This is a genomic window from Providencia stuartii, from assembly GCF_029277985.1.
GTDB classification, from domain to species: Bacteria; Pseudomonadota; Gammaproteobacteria; order Enterobacterales; family Enterobacteriaceae; genus Providencia; species Providencia zhejiangensis.
The window spans coordinates 86,729-104,793 of the sequence record NZ_CP119546.1 but is presented as its reverse complement, the minus strand read 5'-3'; the positions used below and the strand labels follow the sequence as shown (position 1 = coordinate 104,793).

The following is an 18,065-nucleotide window of genomic DNA, read 5'->3' as shown; positions in this document are numbered from 1 at the left end:
TAATTCATTATGAGACTTAGAGCACGTAATAAGCCTTTAAAATTATAAAAAAAGGGTGCAAAATTGCACCCTCGTCACATAATTAGGTTGCTAAATCGTATCAGTGAAGTTGCTGATTTTGCACATTTTTTAACCCTTGAATATCGGATTCAATAAATACGTAGTGTGAGCCACAATATTCACACTCCATATCAATTTTTCCATCTTTTTGCAATATATCGATAACATCTTCTTCAGGTAACGTCATTAAGGTACTTTCACAACGCTCGCGTGAGCAAGTACAGCGAAACTCGACCGATTGCGGGTCATACAAAGTCACATCTTCTTCATGATAAAGGCGGTGTAGCACTTCTTTGACATCCAGTGCGCTCAGCTCTTCACCTTTAATCGTTGCCGTGAGTTGCACTAAGTGATCGAAAATATCATGGCTATCTTCATCGGCAGCCGGTAAAACTTGCAGTAACATACCACCAGCAATGGCCTTACCCTCTGACTCACCTACGCGGATAAATAAACGAGTAGGTAACTGCTCTGACTGCATGAAATAAGCATCAATACACTCTTCCAGCGTTTCACCTTCAATCGCAACAATCCCCTGATAACGTTCACCTTGATTTGGCGTGATCGTAATGACCATATAACCATTACCAACCATCTGCTTTAAGGTGCTTCCTGCCACAACAGGACCATTGATACGAGCAACGCCACGCATTTGTTGTAAGTTATTGCCATTAATCACTGCCAAGTTCACAGGGCCATCGCCTTGAATTTGAACAGTAATATCACCATCAAACTTTAAGGTTGCAGTCAGCAGACTCGTTGCAACAAGCAATTCACCTAATAATCCTTTAACGGCATCAGGGTAATCATGATTATTCAGGATTTGCTGAAATGTCTCGTCAACATTGATCATTTCCCCACGTACAGCATGTTGTTCAAACAGGAAACGGTGGAGTAGGTCTTGTTTAGCCATAATTTCTCTCTATTACTGATAAGGGGTTTTTGCCTAGAGGACTAAGCGACAACCTCTCTTGATTAAAACACGTTTAAATCGAATAAAATTGACCCTTCCGCGTCAACCGCCCTTAGGATGAACCGTGGGAGTTCGATTGTTTAAATTTTAGTAAGGTACGACGTTCTTTTTTATCTGGGCGTCGTTCAGGATGAGGCATCGTTAACGCATTCATCTTTCGTGCTTGCTGGACTTTTTCGCGCTGTTCGAGACTTTCTTGCGTTTCACGATAAAGCAATTGCGCCTCCGGTGCTCCTCGGCGCTGGCTACTTATCTCTAAAACCTCAATCGTTCGTTCATCATTCCCTTGCCTTAGCCTGATCAAGGCGTTTAGTTCGACTATTTTGCCCGGCTTCGTTCTTTGCCCATTATAGTGAACTTTTCCACCATCAATCATATCGCGAGCGATAGAACGTGTTTTATAAAAACGCGCTGCCCATAACCATTTATCAAGGCGAACCTGTTCTGTTGGTGGTTGTTTCATGATGTTATCCTCAATGCCAATCTTTAAAATGAGGCCTCCATCATTTAGACGTTATCTTTGATGGGAGAGATTGTCTGCCTCAAAGCACTTATCATAATACTGTTGAATATTACGTAAGCGCTTTTTGTTATTCATGATACGGATTATCACTAAAGTGCCGTTTAGTATCACACAAGCAGCGAGAAAAAGCGCAAATAAGGAGCTACTGACATACCGAGACAATACTTGTTCATCAGGTTTACTATGAAGCGTGATATGCAATGTCCCATTCGCATCGGTCGATAAATTGGTGATGATACCTTCAATATCGAATGGCGTATTAATAAGCAAGCCTGCTATTCGTTTCAGTTCCATCCAACGTTGCAGAGGAGTCATATCATTAAACGTGCTTCCCACGATAAAATCGACTAATGCCTTATTTTCATCGCTAATTAACAGCACACCACCAGGTGGGGGGCTATTAAGTTTTGCGGCCTCTTTTTCCACTTCGCCTTTGATAAACTCATATGTGGTGACTTCAACAAGGTTTTCCAAGGCCTCGGCGCTTCCTGCGCGTAATAAAACATGCGCACCGCTTAATTTACCGGTGGACGCTTTGACCACTAACGTTCCCCAATCATCTGTGCTGCCTAGGTTTATGAGGGCGTTTTTCAGTTTGGAGCACGCATTCTCTTCGTAACATAATTCATTCGTTCTCAATATTATTTCAGAAAAATCAAAAATAATATTCATCCCTGATTTCATAATGTCACGTTGTAATCGGGGGTTAACGCCAACACTGTTTTTATCAGGATGCAATTGGCTTTGCACCGTATTTAACAATCGAATGGCTCGCTCTACAATTTCTGATTCTGGATCCGGCGCTAAATTCATATTGTTCCAATAAACACCTGAACAATCAAAAGGCGCAAACTGGGCATGATTCGAGTCAGATAAATTGGGGGGGCGATAGCACATTCCAACCCCTTTCGCGACAAGACTATCACCAATCTTCAACTTGCGGGTTTCCAATTCAGCCACATTGGTGACTTTCACTTTCTCCGAGCCTTCAAGCCATGCGACGCCAAGTTTTACGGGTAAACACATGGATTGATAGGAAAACATCAAAATTAGAACCAATAGCCCCGTTGCGAGTACCAGTAGATTTTTTTTATATCGACGATAGGGGTAATAGCGTTCCTCTTCATGCAATGACAGGTATTGTCCATGCCGTAGAACTTGCCCTGAGGCATACATATCGATATTTGTCGCTTTATCCAATTCATGATGGATATACGGCTCCCAATGGGGTGGATAATAAAGATCTGTACCACCAATAGATACCGTTGATGATTGTCTTTTATCTAATTCACCATACAGTTCCCATCGCTTCGGTTGCCCAAAAACACATTGAACATCTTGAAATTTTTTAGGAAAAACACGAAACCGAAATAGCGCCAGCAACCCAATAACAAAGCAGAGAAAAGCGCCTACAAATCCCCACGACTGCACAACAGGAATTGCCACTAACGCTAAATACCCAAGTAAGAAACTGAGGCAGATCAAAATAGCGCCAAACCAACCTGAAGAATGATTTAGCTGATGTTCTTCTAGTGTCTCCTTGCGTACACGCAATAGCTGGACATTAGGCTCCCCTCTTTCATGAATAGCCGCCTCTGGCGTCGTGACTTCAGTCGCTTCTTCTGAAGACCATTCATAATTAAAATCTTTTAGCGAAAAGCCATTTAGCGAAATAATTAATGGCAAATGGTTAGTTTCCACTAACTCCATGACATTTTTTTGCTGTAAATAAGGCTCAAGCTGCTCGGGAAGTTTAACCTCAATGGTATCAATAAAATAACGCCAGCCATTCGTCTGTTCTTGCCGTAAATTAAAGCGAGTTACCGAATTACAGACGGTGGCAATCACGGCATTTTTCTTCAATTGCCACGGATTTTGCTCAGAGCCTTGGGGAGAAAAAAGATTGGTGCGTAAGTACTGTGAGATAATCTGATAATCAGAGTCGATCATCTTGCGAAAAGAGGGTTCAGCCTGAGAAGGGATCTGATAGACGCCAGAATTCCGCCCCCGCCTGAAATACAGAAAGGAAGCCATTATAGTTAGGCTAATTATTACAATAGCCGTTATAATGACGTAATTAAGCATTTTTTCCCCAATGAAATAATATCAAGAAAAGCATAGCAATCACTACGCTGCCGCTATATAAGCCAATTCCTATTCTCTTTTTAATTTTTATGTTAATTTACAATATGTTGTAATTAAAAATTTTTATTTATTAATCTGTGCTATTTTTATACGCTGATATATACATAAAATAATTCAATCTGTATGTTGGCACACGCCCAACTCACACTATTTGATATAGGAACTTAGGTGACTTGAACCTTTGAGCACTGTACTCTATTTACCACACCAGTCCTATAACTTGAAGCGTGTTGGCTATACTAACAGCATTTTATCAACCCGATAATCTCTATTAATTTTTTTTGATATAAGCCATAGTTAATAACCGTGTAAAAGCGATGTTTCATCAATCGCCTATTTTTTTATTCATTCACCCTATTCGAGAACCATTATGACAGAGCTTAAAAAGCCAAAAATTTTGAATATTCAGGATGTTGCTCATTCCAAATTATTCAGCATCCAATCTGTTGACCTCGAGTTTAGCAACGGTGAAAAACGTATCTATGAAAGAATGCGCCCAGGAAAACGTGAAGCTGTTCTCATCGTTCCTCTCATAAATGACAGCTTAATCTTAATCCGAGAGTATGCCGTCGGTATTGAAGATTACGAGCTAGGGTTCCCTAAAGGCGCTATCGATCCGGGCGAAACACCAATTGAAGCTGCACAACGCGAGCTAAAAGAAGAAATTGGTTTCGGTGCAAACCAGATCACACAAGTTGCCAAGCTCACCATGTCGCCATCTTACTTTTCGAGTAAGATGAATATACTTATCGCGAGTGACCTGTATAACGAAAAGCTGGAAGGTGATGAACCAGAACCTTTACAACAAGTTAGATGGCCAATTGCCCGCATGATGGAGCTGCTTGAGCATCCGGACTTCAATGAAGCCCGTAATATCAGCGCACTATTTTACCTTGAACGCTTCTTAAAAAATCGTAGCTAGCGTCACATCGAACTTTAAATAATCGCTTAAAAATAAATAGGAAAATCAATATAACGATTTTCCTATTTAACGATCATTTTATAACCACCTCTTCACCGATTACAAGGTGAAGCAGCACATTAGAACAACTCTTGGCTTTCACCACTCTCTTCAATAATGGTGGTACCGACTTCCTGAATGGCATGCTCTTTCGGCTCAGTTCCCTCAATAAAGTACTCTTTACGTGAACTACCTAGCTTACCTGTGCGGCTATCGATAGACACCGCAATAATCCCTTTCGGTGGTTTCATCATCGTAACAGGAACGCCTTCTAAGATAGATTTCATGAAATCATCCCATATTGGCTGAGCGCTCTTCGCACCAGCCTCACCGCCACTGATAGCAGTACGGCCTAAAGTACGTTTGTTATCGTCAAAACCAATCCAAGCTGACGCAACAACATCGGGGCCATAACCAGAGAACCACGCATCTTTCGAGCTGTTTGTCGTTCCTGTTTTGCCACCAATATCACGACGCCCACCTAAATCTCTTGCTGCGCGCCAACCCGTACCTAACCAACCGGGTTCCCCGTAAATGTTGGTCATCATCGCATCCCTAATTAAGAAAGCTAACGGCGTACTAATCACATGAGGTGCATACTGATTTTCAGTCGTGGCCTCTTCAGGGCTCGCTGCTGGTACATCCATTGTTGGCTCTTGTGCCGCAAGTTTATCATCCGATTGAGTGACTTCTTCAGTAGACTCATCATCAATACCTTTAAGTGCTATCGTCCGCTCAGTATTGCCATACACAACTGGAATATCCGTACAATCAGGGCAGGCTATTCTTGGTTTCGCTTCAAAAAGTACCTCACCCTCTGCATTCTCAATTTTTTGAATATAGTAAGGATCAATCAGATAGCCACCATTCACCATCACCGCATAGCCTCGCACCATCTGCATTGGCGTAAATGAAGGTGCACCTAGCGCTAAGGCTTCAGTTCGATTGATATTCTCGGCAGGGAAGCCAAAGCGTGTCAGATAATCGGCCGCATAGTCAACGCCCATGGCTCTCATGGCGCGCACCATCACTACGTTCTTCGACTCACCTAACCCTTGTCTTAAGCGAATAGGGCCTGCATAACGCGGCGGTGAATTTTTAGGTCGCCAGTCTGACCCTGCCCCTGCATCCCAACGGCTGATAGGCACATCATTTAACAGTGAGGCCAGCGTTAAACCTTTATCCATTGCAGCTGTATATAAGAAAGGCTTTATATTTGAACCAACTTGGCGCAATGACTGAGTAACACGGTTAAATTCACTCATGTTAAAGTCAAAGCCTCCCACCAATGCAATGATGGCACCGTTATTTGGATTTAGCGCAACAAAAGCCCCATTTACCTCAGGAACTTGCCCCAACCACCAAATATCCTTCACCTTACGGATCCAAATTTGCTCACCCGCGTTGATCACAGAGTTAACTTTGCTGGGTGTTCCGCCTTGCTGAGTATCTGAAATAAACTTACGAGCCCAACGCACTCCTGCCAGCGTGATGGTTTCTGTTGACCCGTCCGCCAATTGTACCGTGGCTTCACTGGCCGTAGAGGAAAGCACAACAGCCGGTAATAGTGGGCCATAAACAGGGGATTTTTTAAGTTTTTCGATGATTTGTTCTGTCGACCAAGCTGGCTCTCCTGCTGTCCACAACACTTCAGCGGGCCCGCGATAACCATGACGAACATCATAATCAATTAAATTATTTCGTACCGCATCAGTGGCTGCGAGTTGGTCTTTACGTATAACCGTTGTGTAGACCTTGTAACCGTCAGTATACGCATCTTCACCATGTTGCTCATACAATGTCTGACGCGCCATTTCAGCGAGGTAAGGCGCTGAGAAATCGATTTTGGGTGCGTGATAAGATGCCTCAATTGGCTCACTTTTTGCCTGTTCATATTCTGCTTGGGTGATGTATTTCTCTTCTAACATACGCCCCAGAACGACGTTACGACGGCTGATCGCTTTTTCATAAGAGAATAAAGGATTTGAAGTTGAAGGCGCCTTTGGTAAACCCGCAATCATCGCGATTTCACTCAGCGTCAACTCATTGACTGTTTTACCAAAATACACATAGGCTGCTGCGCCCACGCCATAAGCACGGTTACCAAGGTAAATTTTATTGAGATACAGCTCCATGATCTCATCCTTGGTAAATAACTGCTCGATTCTTACGGCCAGAAACGCTTCTTTTACCTTACGCATCAACGTTTTTTCTGGGCTTAAGTAAAAATTTCTAGCTAATTGCTGAGTGATGGTACTCGCCCCTTGAGAAGCATGACCCGATGATGCCATCACCGTAACCGCTCGGAAAATACCAACAGGGTCGATACCATGGTGTTCATAAAAACGGCTATCTTCCGTTGCAATAAAGGCATTGACCATGAGGGGAGGAATATCAGCTAATGGCAACGGAATACGGCGCTTCTCACCATATTGTGCAATTAATTCACCATCAGCACTGAAGACTTGCATCGGCGTTTGTAAGCGGATGTCTTTCATTGTTGCGACGTCAGGTAACTCATCTTCGACATATTTGTACATGCCAAAAATCGAAGCGGTTCCCAAAAAAATGCAACAAATAACAATAATAAAAAAATATTTTACGAACTTCACCGGATAATTCCCATACTCAACAGACAGGAGGGTTTAGATATAGCTGGCGCGTAGTATAAAGCTTATACAGCTCAATAGAAATCGTAATTTATTTGTTGATGATAAGGAAATTATCTATGTATTCACAAAAATGGAACATCGGCATCGACCTTTTTCAAACAACGATCCGGCTTGTTGCCGCAAAGCAAACCCGCAAACGCTGGTACTTATGTGAATGTTGGCAACAAAATATCCCGAACGAAATCAGCGGCCAATCTGAAAATGACAAACGTGATATCCTACAAGAAATTTTAATACAATGGCGTCGGAAATTACCTAAAAATTGTCATGTCTCAATCGCTTTTTCCTCCTTACGGACACTCAAACAGCAAGTTCCCCTACCTGAGCAAGTCACATTAAAGCAACCTGAGTTAGGTTGGTATCTACAAACCCGTGCTGAAAAACTTTTTCCGCTTAATTCAGAAGAGTTAGTTATCGACTATCGAGTGATTAACAACTGTGCTTATTTAAATGGTGTTCGTAAGTCTGAAATCATTTTTTGGCAAAACTTGTTGCATGAAAGTGGTTTCTTACTGGCCGCTATCGATGTTGCGCCTTGTGTTTTACGTTATATTGCGCGACATGCTGGGATACCGGATGAAAGCTGGCTATTACATTATCGGCAAGGGGAGTGGCTATGGTCAGGCCCTGTCAGTCAACCCGCGAGTTATAACCAAATTCAAGAGAATGAGCGTTCAACACTCTCACAAATGATTTCTCAACTCCAAGAAGAAAATACCGCGCTGAAGCTTCCTTTCTATTATATCGGTGATCACCACCAAGCTCAGACAATACAATCATGGAACTTATTACAGGCTTTCCATCATCATACCGCTAAAATCCCTCACCAGCTGGGGGAGTTTGTTATCGCAGCAGGGTTAGCACTACGCCATAAGGATAATGAACATGTATCAAGTTAATTTTTTACCTTGGCGACAACAAAAAATGGCAGCTAAAAAACGCTATTGTGTAGTGTTATGCCTCTTTCAAAGTTTTTTCGTCATCGTGTGCATGATTTATTTTTCAGCGCAACAGCAGTTGGAACTGCGACAACGACAAATCACTAAGACACAACTTACCCAGCAGGTCACACACAATCAGCAACATATTCAACTGGTTACAGAAAAACACATACAGCTCACCAAGTGGCAACGCTATCAAGAGAGCTTAGCTCGACAAGCACAACGTAACTCATTAAGGCTAAGTATCTTGCATAAACTGCCAGAACTCACGCCACCCAAAAGCTGGTTAGCGCATTTTTCACTCACAGACAAACATTTCGAGATAGCGGCAAGGAGTTATGATCCTCATGATATTCACCAGTTAATCACGCGATTAGAAAACAGCCCATTACTACAAAAAATACAGCTCATAAAAATGGAGAGGTCAGAAAAAATTAATTACCTACATTTGAGCGCGAACTATTTGGAAGGTACAGATGAATGAGAGCACTTCAGCGTTTTGGTATCGCCCGTTTTGGCAACAATCCATCCCTTTTTGGGCGGTAATGAGCCTAATCTTGCTGGCCTATTTTCAGTTTTATTGGCAAGAAATCGAATATCAACTGACCGAACTGAAAAATGAAACTCAGCACCTTGCCGTTCAGTCACAACAAAAGGAAAAAATACGGCGACAGCTTCCATCGCTACAACAACTTGACCAACAACTTATCGAACTAGAACAGAAATTTGCATTAGCGAAGCAAGATTCAGCGCAATTTATCACCTATTTGCAGCAAATTGTCACTCACACCAATGTCGCACTTAAACGCTTACACCCATCAACAAATAGGGAGAATAATGAACAACGCTATTTCATTGAAGTTCAAGGTAATTACCCTGAAATCTATCATTTTATTGATAATCTTATATCAACGTTATCCCACCAAACAGGGGGAGTTTCTGAGGTAAACTTTCAGTCTAAAAACGGGCAATTAACCGCAATATTAACTATTACATTTATCAAGGATGATATTATTAATGAATAATAAATTGCTTTTTGTGGTCACCATTCTTTTGATTTCATTGAAGGTTACAGCACAAGAGATGCGCGACCCCTTTATCCCTCTCTTAAAAGAAGCGAATGGCAATGAAACGGTATTAATCTCAGCAAAAAGTACACCGCAAAAAATTGCGGCGCCACTTGTCGAAAAACTTTTTACATTAAACTCGGTCAGTGCAGATACAGCCCTGCAACAGTTACAGCAGACGCACACCGCTTTATTATCAAATGAAGGCTTCGCAACCAGCCATTCTATTACCAATAGCTTAGTGATCAAAGACACGGCAATACGCCTAAAATTGATTGAAGACTGGCTAAAGCAATTAGATGTCCCTAAGCAACAAGTTCAAATCACGGCACATATCATCAGCAGTAGCCGAACAGCTCTGCAAGAACTCGGTTTAGAGTGGGGAATGCTGTCAGGAAGCCCTAATAATAAACGCTATCAACGTTATAACCGATATGATTCAACTCAGGGACAATTCAAATTTAACCTACTGCGACTGGGTGAAGGTTTGTTAGAGCTAAAGCTGAACGCATTGGAAAAAGAAAATTTACTTTCTATTATTGCGAGTCCTCGTTTGATGGCATCACATAAGCATCCAGCGAGTATTCAGCAAGGCACAGAGATCCCCTATGTGACCAGTACTGAAAAGACAACTAACGTACAATTCAAAGATGCCGTTTTGGGAATGGAGGTCACCCCCACCCTTTCACGCGGTGATCAGGTTGAATTATTACTGAAAATTAGCCATAACTCGCCGGATACCGCCCTTACAACAAGTGAAAGCAACTATTTAGCGATCAACAAACAAGAAATCGCTACATCCGTCACGATCCGCAATAATGAAACACTCATACTTGGTGGGATTTTCCAACAGAAGCAAGAGAAAACAGAAACAGGTTTCCCTTTTTTATCAGACATCCCTCTTCTAGGAAAATTATTTACTAGTACGGGTAAACATATTGACCGTAGAATTCTTGTGGTTTTTATCACGCCAAAGCTTATCAGTATCTAGATAAAAAAATAACATTGATACTTCAAGTAGTTGAACAAATATAAAGGAAATGTCAGTCGAGAAAATTATTTTTTATGCCATAAACCTGCCGGATAAATTTGACGCTGACGCCGTTTTAGCATACAAGGTTATCCATTGAGTGTTCTAACTATCCGTAGATTAAAGAACAAGCTATCAGCCGCTGATAAAATAGCCGCAATCAATTTGCTCTATAAATTAACAGGTCCGCTGTTTCTTTTATGCGGCGGTAATGCTGTTAAAACTCATTTTGAACAATACGTTAGGCAAAATAAACGGCGTAGCAAAAGAAACCAGTAACACAAGTGTGGCACTTTGTTCGCTCAGTGCCACATTTATATAGTTGCAATTCAGGTTGATGTATTGAGATAATTTTCTTATCTGATCTCACTTATCATTCATGAGGTTTCAGTTTAGGTCCCGTCGCTAATTCGATTGGCGGGGCGGGTTATCATTAACGAATAATCGTAGTAATACCAAAAAACATGGCAGAGAAACGCAATATCTTTCTGGTTGGACCGATGGGTGCCGGCAAAAGTACTATTGGTCGTCAATTGGCTCAACAGCTTAATATGGAGTTTTTTGACTCTGATCACGAGATTGAAAAACGTACAGGCGCAGATGTAAGCTGGGTCTTTGACCTAGAAGGCGAGGAAGGCTTCCGCGATCGCGAAGAAAAAATCATCAATGAGCTTACCGAAAAACAAGGCATCGTGCTCGCAACAGGTGGCGGTTCAGTAAAATCGAAAGAAACTCGCAATCGCCTATCCGCTCGTGGTGTTGTTGTGTATCTCGAAACCACTATCGAGAAGCAGTTGTCTCGAACTCAACGTGATAAAAAACGTCCACTATTACAGGTAGACGAACCTGCACGTGAGGTTCTCGAAAAACTGGCATCTGAACGCAACCCAATGTATGAAGAGATCGCTGATATCACTATTCATACTGATGAGCAAAGTGCCAAAGTTGTGGCGAGCCAAATCATCGAGCTGTTAGAAAAAAACTAACTTAACACCCGTAATGGCTACAAGGTAAAGCAAGATGGAAAAAATCACTGTTACGTTGGATGAACGTAGTTATCCAATCACTATTGCCCCTGGTCTTTACAACCAACCAGATGCTTTTTGGCCTCTTAAAGCAGGTCAACGAGCCATGGTCGTGACCAACGAAACACTTGCGCCCATCTATCTCGATAAAGTCACGCAAGCCCTTAAAGCAATAGGAGTAACAGTCGATTCCATCGTTCTACCTGATGGTGAACAATACAAATCGTTGTTCATTATGAACGATGTATTCACTGCATTACTTGAAAAACACCATAATCGCGATACCACCCTCATTGCTCTTGGTGGGGGAGTTATCGGTGACCTAACAGGTTTCGCTGCGGCAAGCTATCAGCGTGGTGTACGCTTTATTCAAGTCCCCACGACGTTACTGTCACAAGTTGACTCTTCCGTTGGTGGTAAGACTGCGGTTAACCATCCATTAGGTAAAAATATGATCGGGGCATTTTATCAACCCGCCTCTGTCATCATTGACCTTGATTGTTTAAAAACGCTACCAAAGAGAGAGCTTGCCTCTGGTCTCGCCGAGGTCATCAAATATGGCATCATTCTTGATGGTGAGTTTTTTAGCTGGTTAGAAGAAAATATCGATGCCTTGATGGCATTAGATAACCAAACAATGGCTTACTGCATTCGTCGTTGTTGTGAATTAAAAGCGCAAGTGGTCGCTGCTGATGAAAAAGAAACCAGCGGGTTAAGAGCATTACTTAACCTCGGTCATACTTTTGGCCACGCCATTGAAGCACATATGGGCTATGGTGTCTGGCTGCATGGTGAAGCCGTTGCTGCGGGTATGGTCATGGCAGCGAAAACAGCAGAACGCATAGGAACATTCACAGCGCAACAAACACAGCGCATCATTACGCTGTTAGAACGTGCACAATTACCCGTTACCGGCCCAGAGCAAATGCAACCCGATGACTATTTACCTCACATGCTAAGAGATAAAAAAGTCATGGGCGGAAAATTGCATTTGATCTTACCAACCACCATCGGACATGCAGAAATGCGTTCAGATGTTGAAACACAAGTCGTTCAAGATGCAATATCTTCCTGTTTACCCTAAAACCTGAATCGCCTTTGAGCAATTATCAACCAGAAGCATTTTAAAACCAGCCAGATAACCTGAGGTTTTAAAATGTTTCTGGCAGATATGTCTTAAAGTCGTTAAATTATACGCTATGTCTAAAGTTTCAGGTTACAACATTCACTTAAACACTTAGACTTTTAGACATGTCATGTCCATGTCGTATTTATCGTATGCAAACGATATGGCAAGTATAAAACTATCCTTTGCAACATTGCGGGTATACACTATTTACTCGTTAAGAGGCCGTAATGAAAAGAGAAATTTTATCTCGATCACAAGGCAATTTTTATTCGGGAGGGCAAAATGGACGAATTTAAACCAGATAATCAGCCTCAAGCACAGAATGATCTGCGGCCTGATGCATCCGACCGTCCAACTGGTCGTAGCCGCCCATCACCAGCAGCAAAACCCAAATTAACACTATCACGTCAGCATATCATGATCGGTGTTGGTGTTTTAGTTTTGTTATTACTGATTATCGCCATTAGCTCAGCCTTAAAGGCGCCAACGGAGCATGAAAGACAGCAAGCGACGACGTCCTCATCGAATGAGCGTAACATCGATTTATCAGGTTCCTCGTCGCTCAGTGCTAATCAGGGTCAACAAGGACAAACACAAGAAATTAATGTCCCCTCTGTGAACCCAACCCCAACACAGGGTACTCAGCAGCAACCACAAAATGGTTATGGTGAACGAATTGAGATCCCAGGTGATGTTGCCGATGCTTTGAATCAAGGACAAACACTTAATCAAGGCGCCCAAAATACACCTGCACAGAATATCGCACCACCACCAGTGGTTCAGACGCCACCTGCATCAAAACCACAAACTACGCCGGTGAAACCTGAGAAACCACAGACAAAACCTGTAGAAACCAAACAACCTGTTCAGACTAAGCAGCCAGCAAAAACCACAACAGCAAATAACGCTCAAAGTGGTAATTTAATGTCTGCTCCAGCAGGTAACTATACATTACAGTTAAGCAGTGCAAGCCGCTCAGATACATTAGAAGCTTTCGCTAAACAACATAAACTCAATAACTATAAAGTTTATAAAACAATCCGTAATGGGCAAACTTGGTATGTTCTGATCCACGGAAACTATCGTTCTGTTAATGAAGCTAAAAGCGCTATTGCGACTTTACCAGCAGAAGTTCAAGCGAAAAAACCATGGGTTAGAAATATGAAGCAAGTTCAACAGGATCAAAAATAACAACGTTTTATCGCGGGCGCATTATGCTGTCCTGACAGAGTTCCTAATACGACTCTAAACGTTTGTAATAATAAGACGGCATGAAAAAAACACGCGCTTTTTTGAAATGGGCTGGCGGTAAATACCCTCTAGTGGAAGATATTAAAAAACATCTTCCACAGGGTGATTGCTTGATCGAGCCCTTTGTAGGGGCAGGCTCTGTTTTTCTAAACACCAGCTATGACGCTTATGTCCTAGCGGATATCAACAGTGACCTAATTAATCTCTACAATACGGTAAAATACCGGACTGACTCTTTTATCGGGGAAGTTCGTCAGATCTTTACGCCTGAATTTAATACTGCTGAGCAGTACTATCTGAAGCGTGAAGAATTTAACCAATCTACAGACCCTATCAAACGTAGTGTATTATTTTTATATCTGAATCGTCATTGCTACAATGGTCTATGCCGTTACAATTCACGTGGTGAATTTAACGTTCCATTTGGCCGTTATAAAAAGCCTTACTTTCCAGAAGAAGAGCTACTGTGGTTTGCCGAAAAGGCTCAAAAAGCCACCTTTGTCACTCAACACTACGAAAGTACACTCTTGTCGGCACCATCAGGTTCCGTGGTTTACTGTGACCCACCGTATGCCCCATTGTCTGAAACGGCAAACTTTACGGCATACCACACCAATGCATTCAGTGCGCAAGAACAACAAAATCTTGCTCGCCTAGCGCATTATTTGTCTTCAGATCGCAAAATTCCGGTTCTGATTTCAAATCATGACACGCCAGCAACCAGAGAGTGGTATCATCAGGCTAAATTACATATAGTCAAAGTGCGTCGAACAATCAGTCGAAACATACTTAATCGTAATAAAGTCAATGAACTATTGGCATTATATAATGAAGAACCCGCACTAAAATTGCCAAAAAAAACGGATAAGACAAGCACCAAACGCCTTTCGTCCGGCGTGGAATGACTCTCGGGTAACATTTAAATAATCGGAGACAATAATGAAAGATTTTCTCATTGCCCCATCTATTTTATCTGCAGATTTTGCCCGTTTAGGCGAAGATACCGCAAAAGTACTGGCAGCTGGTGCAGATATTGTGCACTTTGATGTTATGGATAACCACTATGTTCCTAACCTCACTTTCGGCGCACCGATTTGTAAAGCTCTGCGTGATTACGGTATCACCGCTCCGATTGATGTTCACTTGATGGTTAAACCTGTCGACAGAATTATTCCTGATTTTGCCAAAGCTGGCGCAAACCACATCAGTTTTCATGTGGAAGCCAGTGAGCACGTCGATAGAACACTGCAACTGATTAAAGAGCACGGTTGTACCGCGGGTTTGGTTTTCAACCCAGCAACACCATTGAGCCACCTAGAGTATGTGATGGATAAAGTAGACATGATCCTACTCATGTCGGTAAACCCAGGATTTGGTGGCCAATCTTTTATCCCTCATACACTAACTAAATTGCGCCAAGTCCGTAAAATGATTGATGAAAGCGGTTATGATATTCGCTTGGAAATCGATGGTGGCGTGAAAATTGATAATATTGCCGAAATTGCTGCTGCGGGTGCCGACACCTTTGTTGCAGGCTCTGCAATTTTTGGTCAACCCGATTACAAAGCCGTCATTGATCAAATGCGTAAGGAATTACAAAAGGTATCTCAATGACACAACCGCGTTTAGAAAATATCAAAGCCATCGCGTTTGATTTAGATGGTACTCTCGTTGACAGCGCTGCTGGGCTGTCAGAAGCGTTAGACCGCGCCCTAGAAGAACAAGGCTTTCCACCCGCTGGAAAAGAGCGTGTTTCAATTTGGGTAGGTAACGGCGCTGACATCATGATTGACCGCGCCTTAACCTGGGCGGGAGCAACGATAACTCCCAAGCTCCACAGCGCCACTCGCGAAAGCTTCGATAAATTCTATGCAACTTCTGTCACAACAGGCAGCGAGTTATTTCCTGAAGTCAAAGCAACACTGGAAAAACTCGCTCAGCACGGCTTACCGATGGCTATTGTGACCAATAAACCAACCCCATTTATCGCCCCTTTACTGAAGAAGTTAGCCATTGATAGCTATTTTTCTCTGGTTCTTGGCGGTGATGATGTGAAAGAAAAAAAACCACACCCAGCTCCACTGTACCTGACCATGGGCAAGCTGGGTTTACGTAAAGAGGAATTGCTTTTTGTCGGTGATTCCCGTAATGATATTATTGCCGCAAAAAGCGCACAATGCCCTAGCGTTGGCTTAACTTATGGTTATAACTACGGTGAATCCATCGCACTGAGCGAACCTGACTGTGTATTAACACACTTTTCAGATATCCTGCCTACTATCGGTTTATCTGACACAAAATAATTAAAGGATATAACAAGCAATGAGTGAACCCACTGAAAAACAAAAGCAAACCCAAAAACCTATCGTATTCAGCGGCGCGCAGCCTTCCGGTGAATTGACCATCGGTAACTACATGGGTGCGCTACGTCAGTGGGTACAAATGCAAGATGATTACGACTGCATCTATTGTATCGTTGACCAACATGCCATTACAGTACGCCAAGATCCAGACGAGCTCCGTAAAAGAACACTCGATACATTAGCACTCTATCTTGCTTGCGGCATCGACCATCAAAAAAGCACTATTTTTGTCCAATCTCATGTTCCACAACATGCACAACTCAGCTGGGCACTGAACTGCTACACCTATTTCGGCGAATTAAGCCGTATGACTCAGTTTAAAGACAAATCAGCGCGCCATTCAGAGAACATCAACGCGGGTCTGTTTGATTACCCAGTATTAATGGTGGCCGATATCCTGCTATATCAAACCAACAAGGTTCCTGTTGGGATTGACCAAAAACAGCATCTTGAATTGAGCCGCGATGTCGCTCAGCGTTTTAACGCGATTTATGGTGATATCTTCACTGTTCCAGATCCGTTTATTCCAACAGGTGGCGGCGCTCGAGTAATGGCATTGCAAGATCCAACGAAGAAAATGTCTAAGTCGGATGAAAACCGCAATAACCTGATCGCTCTACTCGAAGATCCAAAAGGTGCTGCGAAGAAAATTAAGCGTGCAATGACCGATTCAGAAGAGCCACCTCGTGTTATTTATGATATCGAAAATAAACCTGGGGTCTCAAACCTGCTAGATATTCTGTCAGGCATTACAGGTAAAAGTATTCCTGAACTTGAAGCTGAATTTGCAGGCCAGATGTACGGTCATCTAAAAGGAGCGGTTGCTGAAGCGGTAGCAGGTATGTTGACAACCCTGCAAGAGCGTTACCACCACTTCCGTAATGATGAAGCTTTGCTCAACAAAATTATGGATGAAGGTGCAACCAAAGCAGCAGCACGTGCCCAAGAAACATTGGATAAAGTGTATCAAGCGATTGGTTTTGTAAAACGCCCTCAACTGTAATAAAAATATGCCCTTGCCTTTTCTAAGGTAAGGGCTTTTCATTTAAGCATTCATTCTCCCCTTCACCTTCAATTATTTTCAATAACTTCATCGATTTATCACTCTGGTGTCTTGCTGCTTTTCTCAGTCAAATACCTCATTCATGAATATGTGATTACGTTAAGGTGAGTCTATGTTATTCAAAAATAAATCTGCTTTTGTTCAAGGTGGGTCGAGAGGTATCGGTGCTGCTATCGTCAAACAATTTGCTCAAGCGGGTGCCAGTGTCGCTTTTACCTACGCCTCTTCTGCTGATAAAGCTGAAGCTTTAGTGGCCGAGATTGAACACTTTTCAGGTAATGTGTTGGCAATCAAAGCAAATAGTGCTCATGAAAAAGAAATAAAAGCCGCCATCACACAAGCTGCCAGCACTTTTGGTAGCCTTGATATCTTAGTTAACAACGTTGGTATTTTAGAACTCGGCACGTTGGATAGTTTGTCATTAGAAGCGTTCGATCGTTCCTATTATCTCAATGTTCGTAGCCTGTTTATTGCTAGCCAAGCAGCATTAGAAGTGATGAATAATAATGGGCGTATCATTCATATTGGTAGCATTAACGCACAAAGGATGCCCTTTGAAGGCGGTAGTGCTTATGCAATGAGTAAAGCAGCTATCGTAGGACTGACTAAAGGGATGGCGCGTGATGTCGCTAGTCGAGGTATTACTGTGAATAATATCCAGCCAGGTCCTGTCAACACAGACATGAATCCCGAACAAGGGGAGTTTGCAGAGAGTCTAAAACAGATCATGGCGTTAAAACGTTATGCCAGCGCCGACGAAATCGCAAGTTTTGTCACCTATTTAGCTAGCCCAGCTGCGGCTTATATCACGGGGGCAAATTTAAATATTGATGGTGGATTTAGCATCTAATGGTCTTCACTG

General features: G+C 42.5%; 17 protein-coding genes. 13 read left to right on the top strand and 4 right to left on the bottom strand.

Annotated elements, in window-relative coordinates; all coding sequences use genetic code 11:
* Window positions 1-100 precede the first annotated feature (100 nt).
* From hslO to P2E05_RS00430, 3 genes are all read right to left on the bottom strand, one after another.
* Window positions 101-973, bottom strand: a complete 873-nt coding sequence (gene hslO, locus P2E05_RS00440) for an Hsp33 family molecular chaperone HslO (protein ID WP_154622046.1) — start codon at window positions 971-973, stop codon at window positions 101-103.
* A 112-nt stretch (window positions 974-1,085) separates the two neighbouring features.
* Complete coding sequence (gene hslR, locus P2E05_RS00435; protein WP_163860475.1) at window positions 1,086-1,496, bottom strand: ribosome-associated heat shock protein Hsp15; 411 nt, start codon at window positions 1,494-1,496, stop codon at window positions 1,086-1,088.
* A 51-nt stretch (window positions 1,497-1,547) separates the two neighbouring features.
* On the bottom strand, window positions 1,548-3,641 hold the full coding sequence (locus tag P2E05_RS00430) for an IgaA/UmoB family intracellular growth attenuator (protein ID WP_196713938.1): 2,094 nt from the start codon (window positions 3,639-3,641) through the stop codon (window positions 1,548-1,550).
* A gap of 430 nt (window positions 3,642-4,071) precedes the next feature.
* Between P2E05_RS00430 and nudE the strand changes: the two genes are divergently transcribed.
* Window positions 4,072-4,623 (top strand): ADP compounds hydrolase NudE, encoded by a 552-nt coding sequence (gene nudE / locus P2E05_RS00425; RefSeq protein ID WP_154621841.1) that lies wholly within the window; start codon window positions 4,072-4,074, stop codon window positions 4,621-4,623.
* A 119-nt stretch (window positions 4,624-4,742) separates the two neighbouring features.
* Here the strand turns inward: nudE and mrcA are convergent, their stop codons facing one another.
* A complete protein-coding gene (gene mrcA / locus P2E05_RS00420; protein WP_163860473.1) occupies window positions 4,743-7,274 on the bottom strand; it encodes a peptidoglycan glycosyltransferase/peptidoglycan DD-transpeptidase MrcA in 2,532 nt (843 codons plus the stop codon).
* Between the two features lie 116 nt (window positions 7,275-7,390).
* Between mrcA and pilM the strand changes: the two genes are divergently transcribed.
* The 12 genes from pilM to P2E05_RS00360 all read left to right on the top strand — a co-directional run bounded on the left by pilM (window position 7,391) and on the right by P2E05_RS00360 (window position 18,053).
* Window positions 7,391-8,233 (top strand): pilus assembly protein PilM, encoded by an 843-nt coding sequence (pilM, locus tag P2E05_RS00415; RefSeq protein ID WP_196713939.1) that lies wholly within the window; start codon window positions 7,391-7,393, stop codon window positions 8,231-8,233.
* Window positions 8,220-8,759: a PilN domain-containing protein gene (locus P2E05_RS00410; protein WP_251464834.1), complete on the top strand. Its 540-nt coding sequence runs from the start codon at window positions 8,220-8,222 to the stop codon at window positions 8,757-8,759. Before pilM ends, P2E05_RS00410 begins: the two co-directional genes overlap by 14 nt.
* Complete coding sequence (locus tag P2E05_RS00405) at window positions 8,752-9,300, top strand: hypothetical protein (RefSeq protein WP_154621845.1); 549 nt, start codon at window positions 8,752-8,754, stop codon at window positions 9,298-9,300. Before P2E05_RS00410 ends, P2E05_RS00405 begins: the two co-directional genes overlap by 8 nt.
* Complete coding sequence (locus P2E05_RS00400; protein WP_272657784.1) at window positions 9,293-10,333, top strand: secretin N-terminal domain-containing protein; 1,041 nt, start codon at window positions 9,293-9,295, stop codon at window positions 10,331-10,333. The genes P2E05_RS00405 and P2E05_RS00400 overlap by 8 nt, the downstream gene beginning before the upstream one ends.
* Window positions 10,334-10,836: 503 nt before the next feature.
* Complete coding sequence (gene aroK / locus P2E05_RS00395) at window positions 10,837-11,358, top strand: shikimate kinase AroK (RefSeq protein ID WP_154621847.1); 522 nt, start codon at window positions 10,837-10,839, stop codon at window positions 11,356-11,358.
* A gap of 34 nt (window positions 11,359-11,392) precedes the next feature.
* Window positions 11,393-12,481, top strand: a complete 1,089-nt coding sequence (gene aroB / locus P2E05_RS00390; RefSeq protein WP_272657782.1) for a 3-dehydroquinate synthase — start codon at window positions 11,393-11,395, stop codon at window positions 12,479-12,481.
* Window positions 12,482-12,808: 327 nt separating this feature from the next.
* Window positions 12,809-13,717: an SPOR domain-containing protein gene (locus P2E05_RS00385; protein WP_196713941.1), complete on the top strand. Its 909-nt coding sequence runs from the start codon at window positions 12,809-12,811 to the stop codon at window positions 13,715-13,717.
* An 80-nt stretch (window positions 13,718-13,797) separates the two neighbouring features.
* Complete coding sequence (gene dam / locus P2E05_RS00380) at window positions 13,798-14,682, top strand: adenine-specific DNA-methyltransferase (RefSeq protein WP_154621850.1); 885 nt, start codon at window positions 13,798-13,800, stop codon at window positions 14,680-14,682.
* 34 nt (window positions 14,683-14,716) lie between these two features.
* Window positions 14,717-15,391 carry a ribulose-phosphate 3-epimerase gene (gene rpe, locus P2E05_RS00375; RefSeq protein WP_154621851.1) on the top strand — a complete coding sequence of 225 codons (675 nt, stop codon included), beginning with the start codon at window positions 14,717-14,719 and terminating at the stop codon, window positions 15,389-15,391.
* Complete coding sequence (locus P2E05_RS00370) at window positions 15,388-16,080, top strand: phosphoglycolate phosphatase (RefSeq protein WP_163860468.1); 693 nt, start codon at window positions 15,388-15,390, stop codon at window positions 16,078-16,080. The genes rpe and P2E05_RS00370 overlap by 4 nt, the downstream gene beginning before the upstream one ends.
* A 19-nt stretch (window positions 16,081-16,099) precedes the next feature.
* The gene (gene trpS, locus P2E05_RS00365; RefSeq protein WP_154621853.1) at window positions 16,100-17,143 is read left to right on the top strand and encodes a tryptophan--tRNA ligase; all 1,044 of its coding nucleotides are present in this window, start codon (window positions 16,100-16,102) and stop codon (window positions 17,141-17,143) included.
* 172 nt (window positions 17,144-17,315) lie between these two features.
* Entirely contained in the window at window positions 17,316-18,053 is a 738-nt protein-coding gene (locus P2E05_RS00360) for a 3-oxoacyl-ACP reductase family protein (RefSeq protein WP_163860467.1), read from the top strand.
* Window positions 18,054-18,065: the final 12 nt, after the last annotated feature.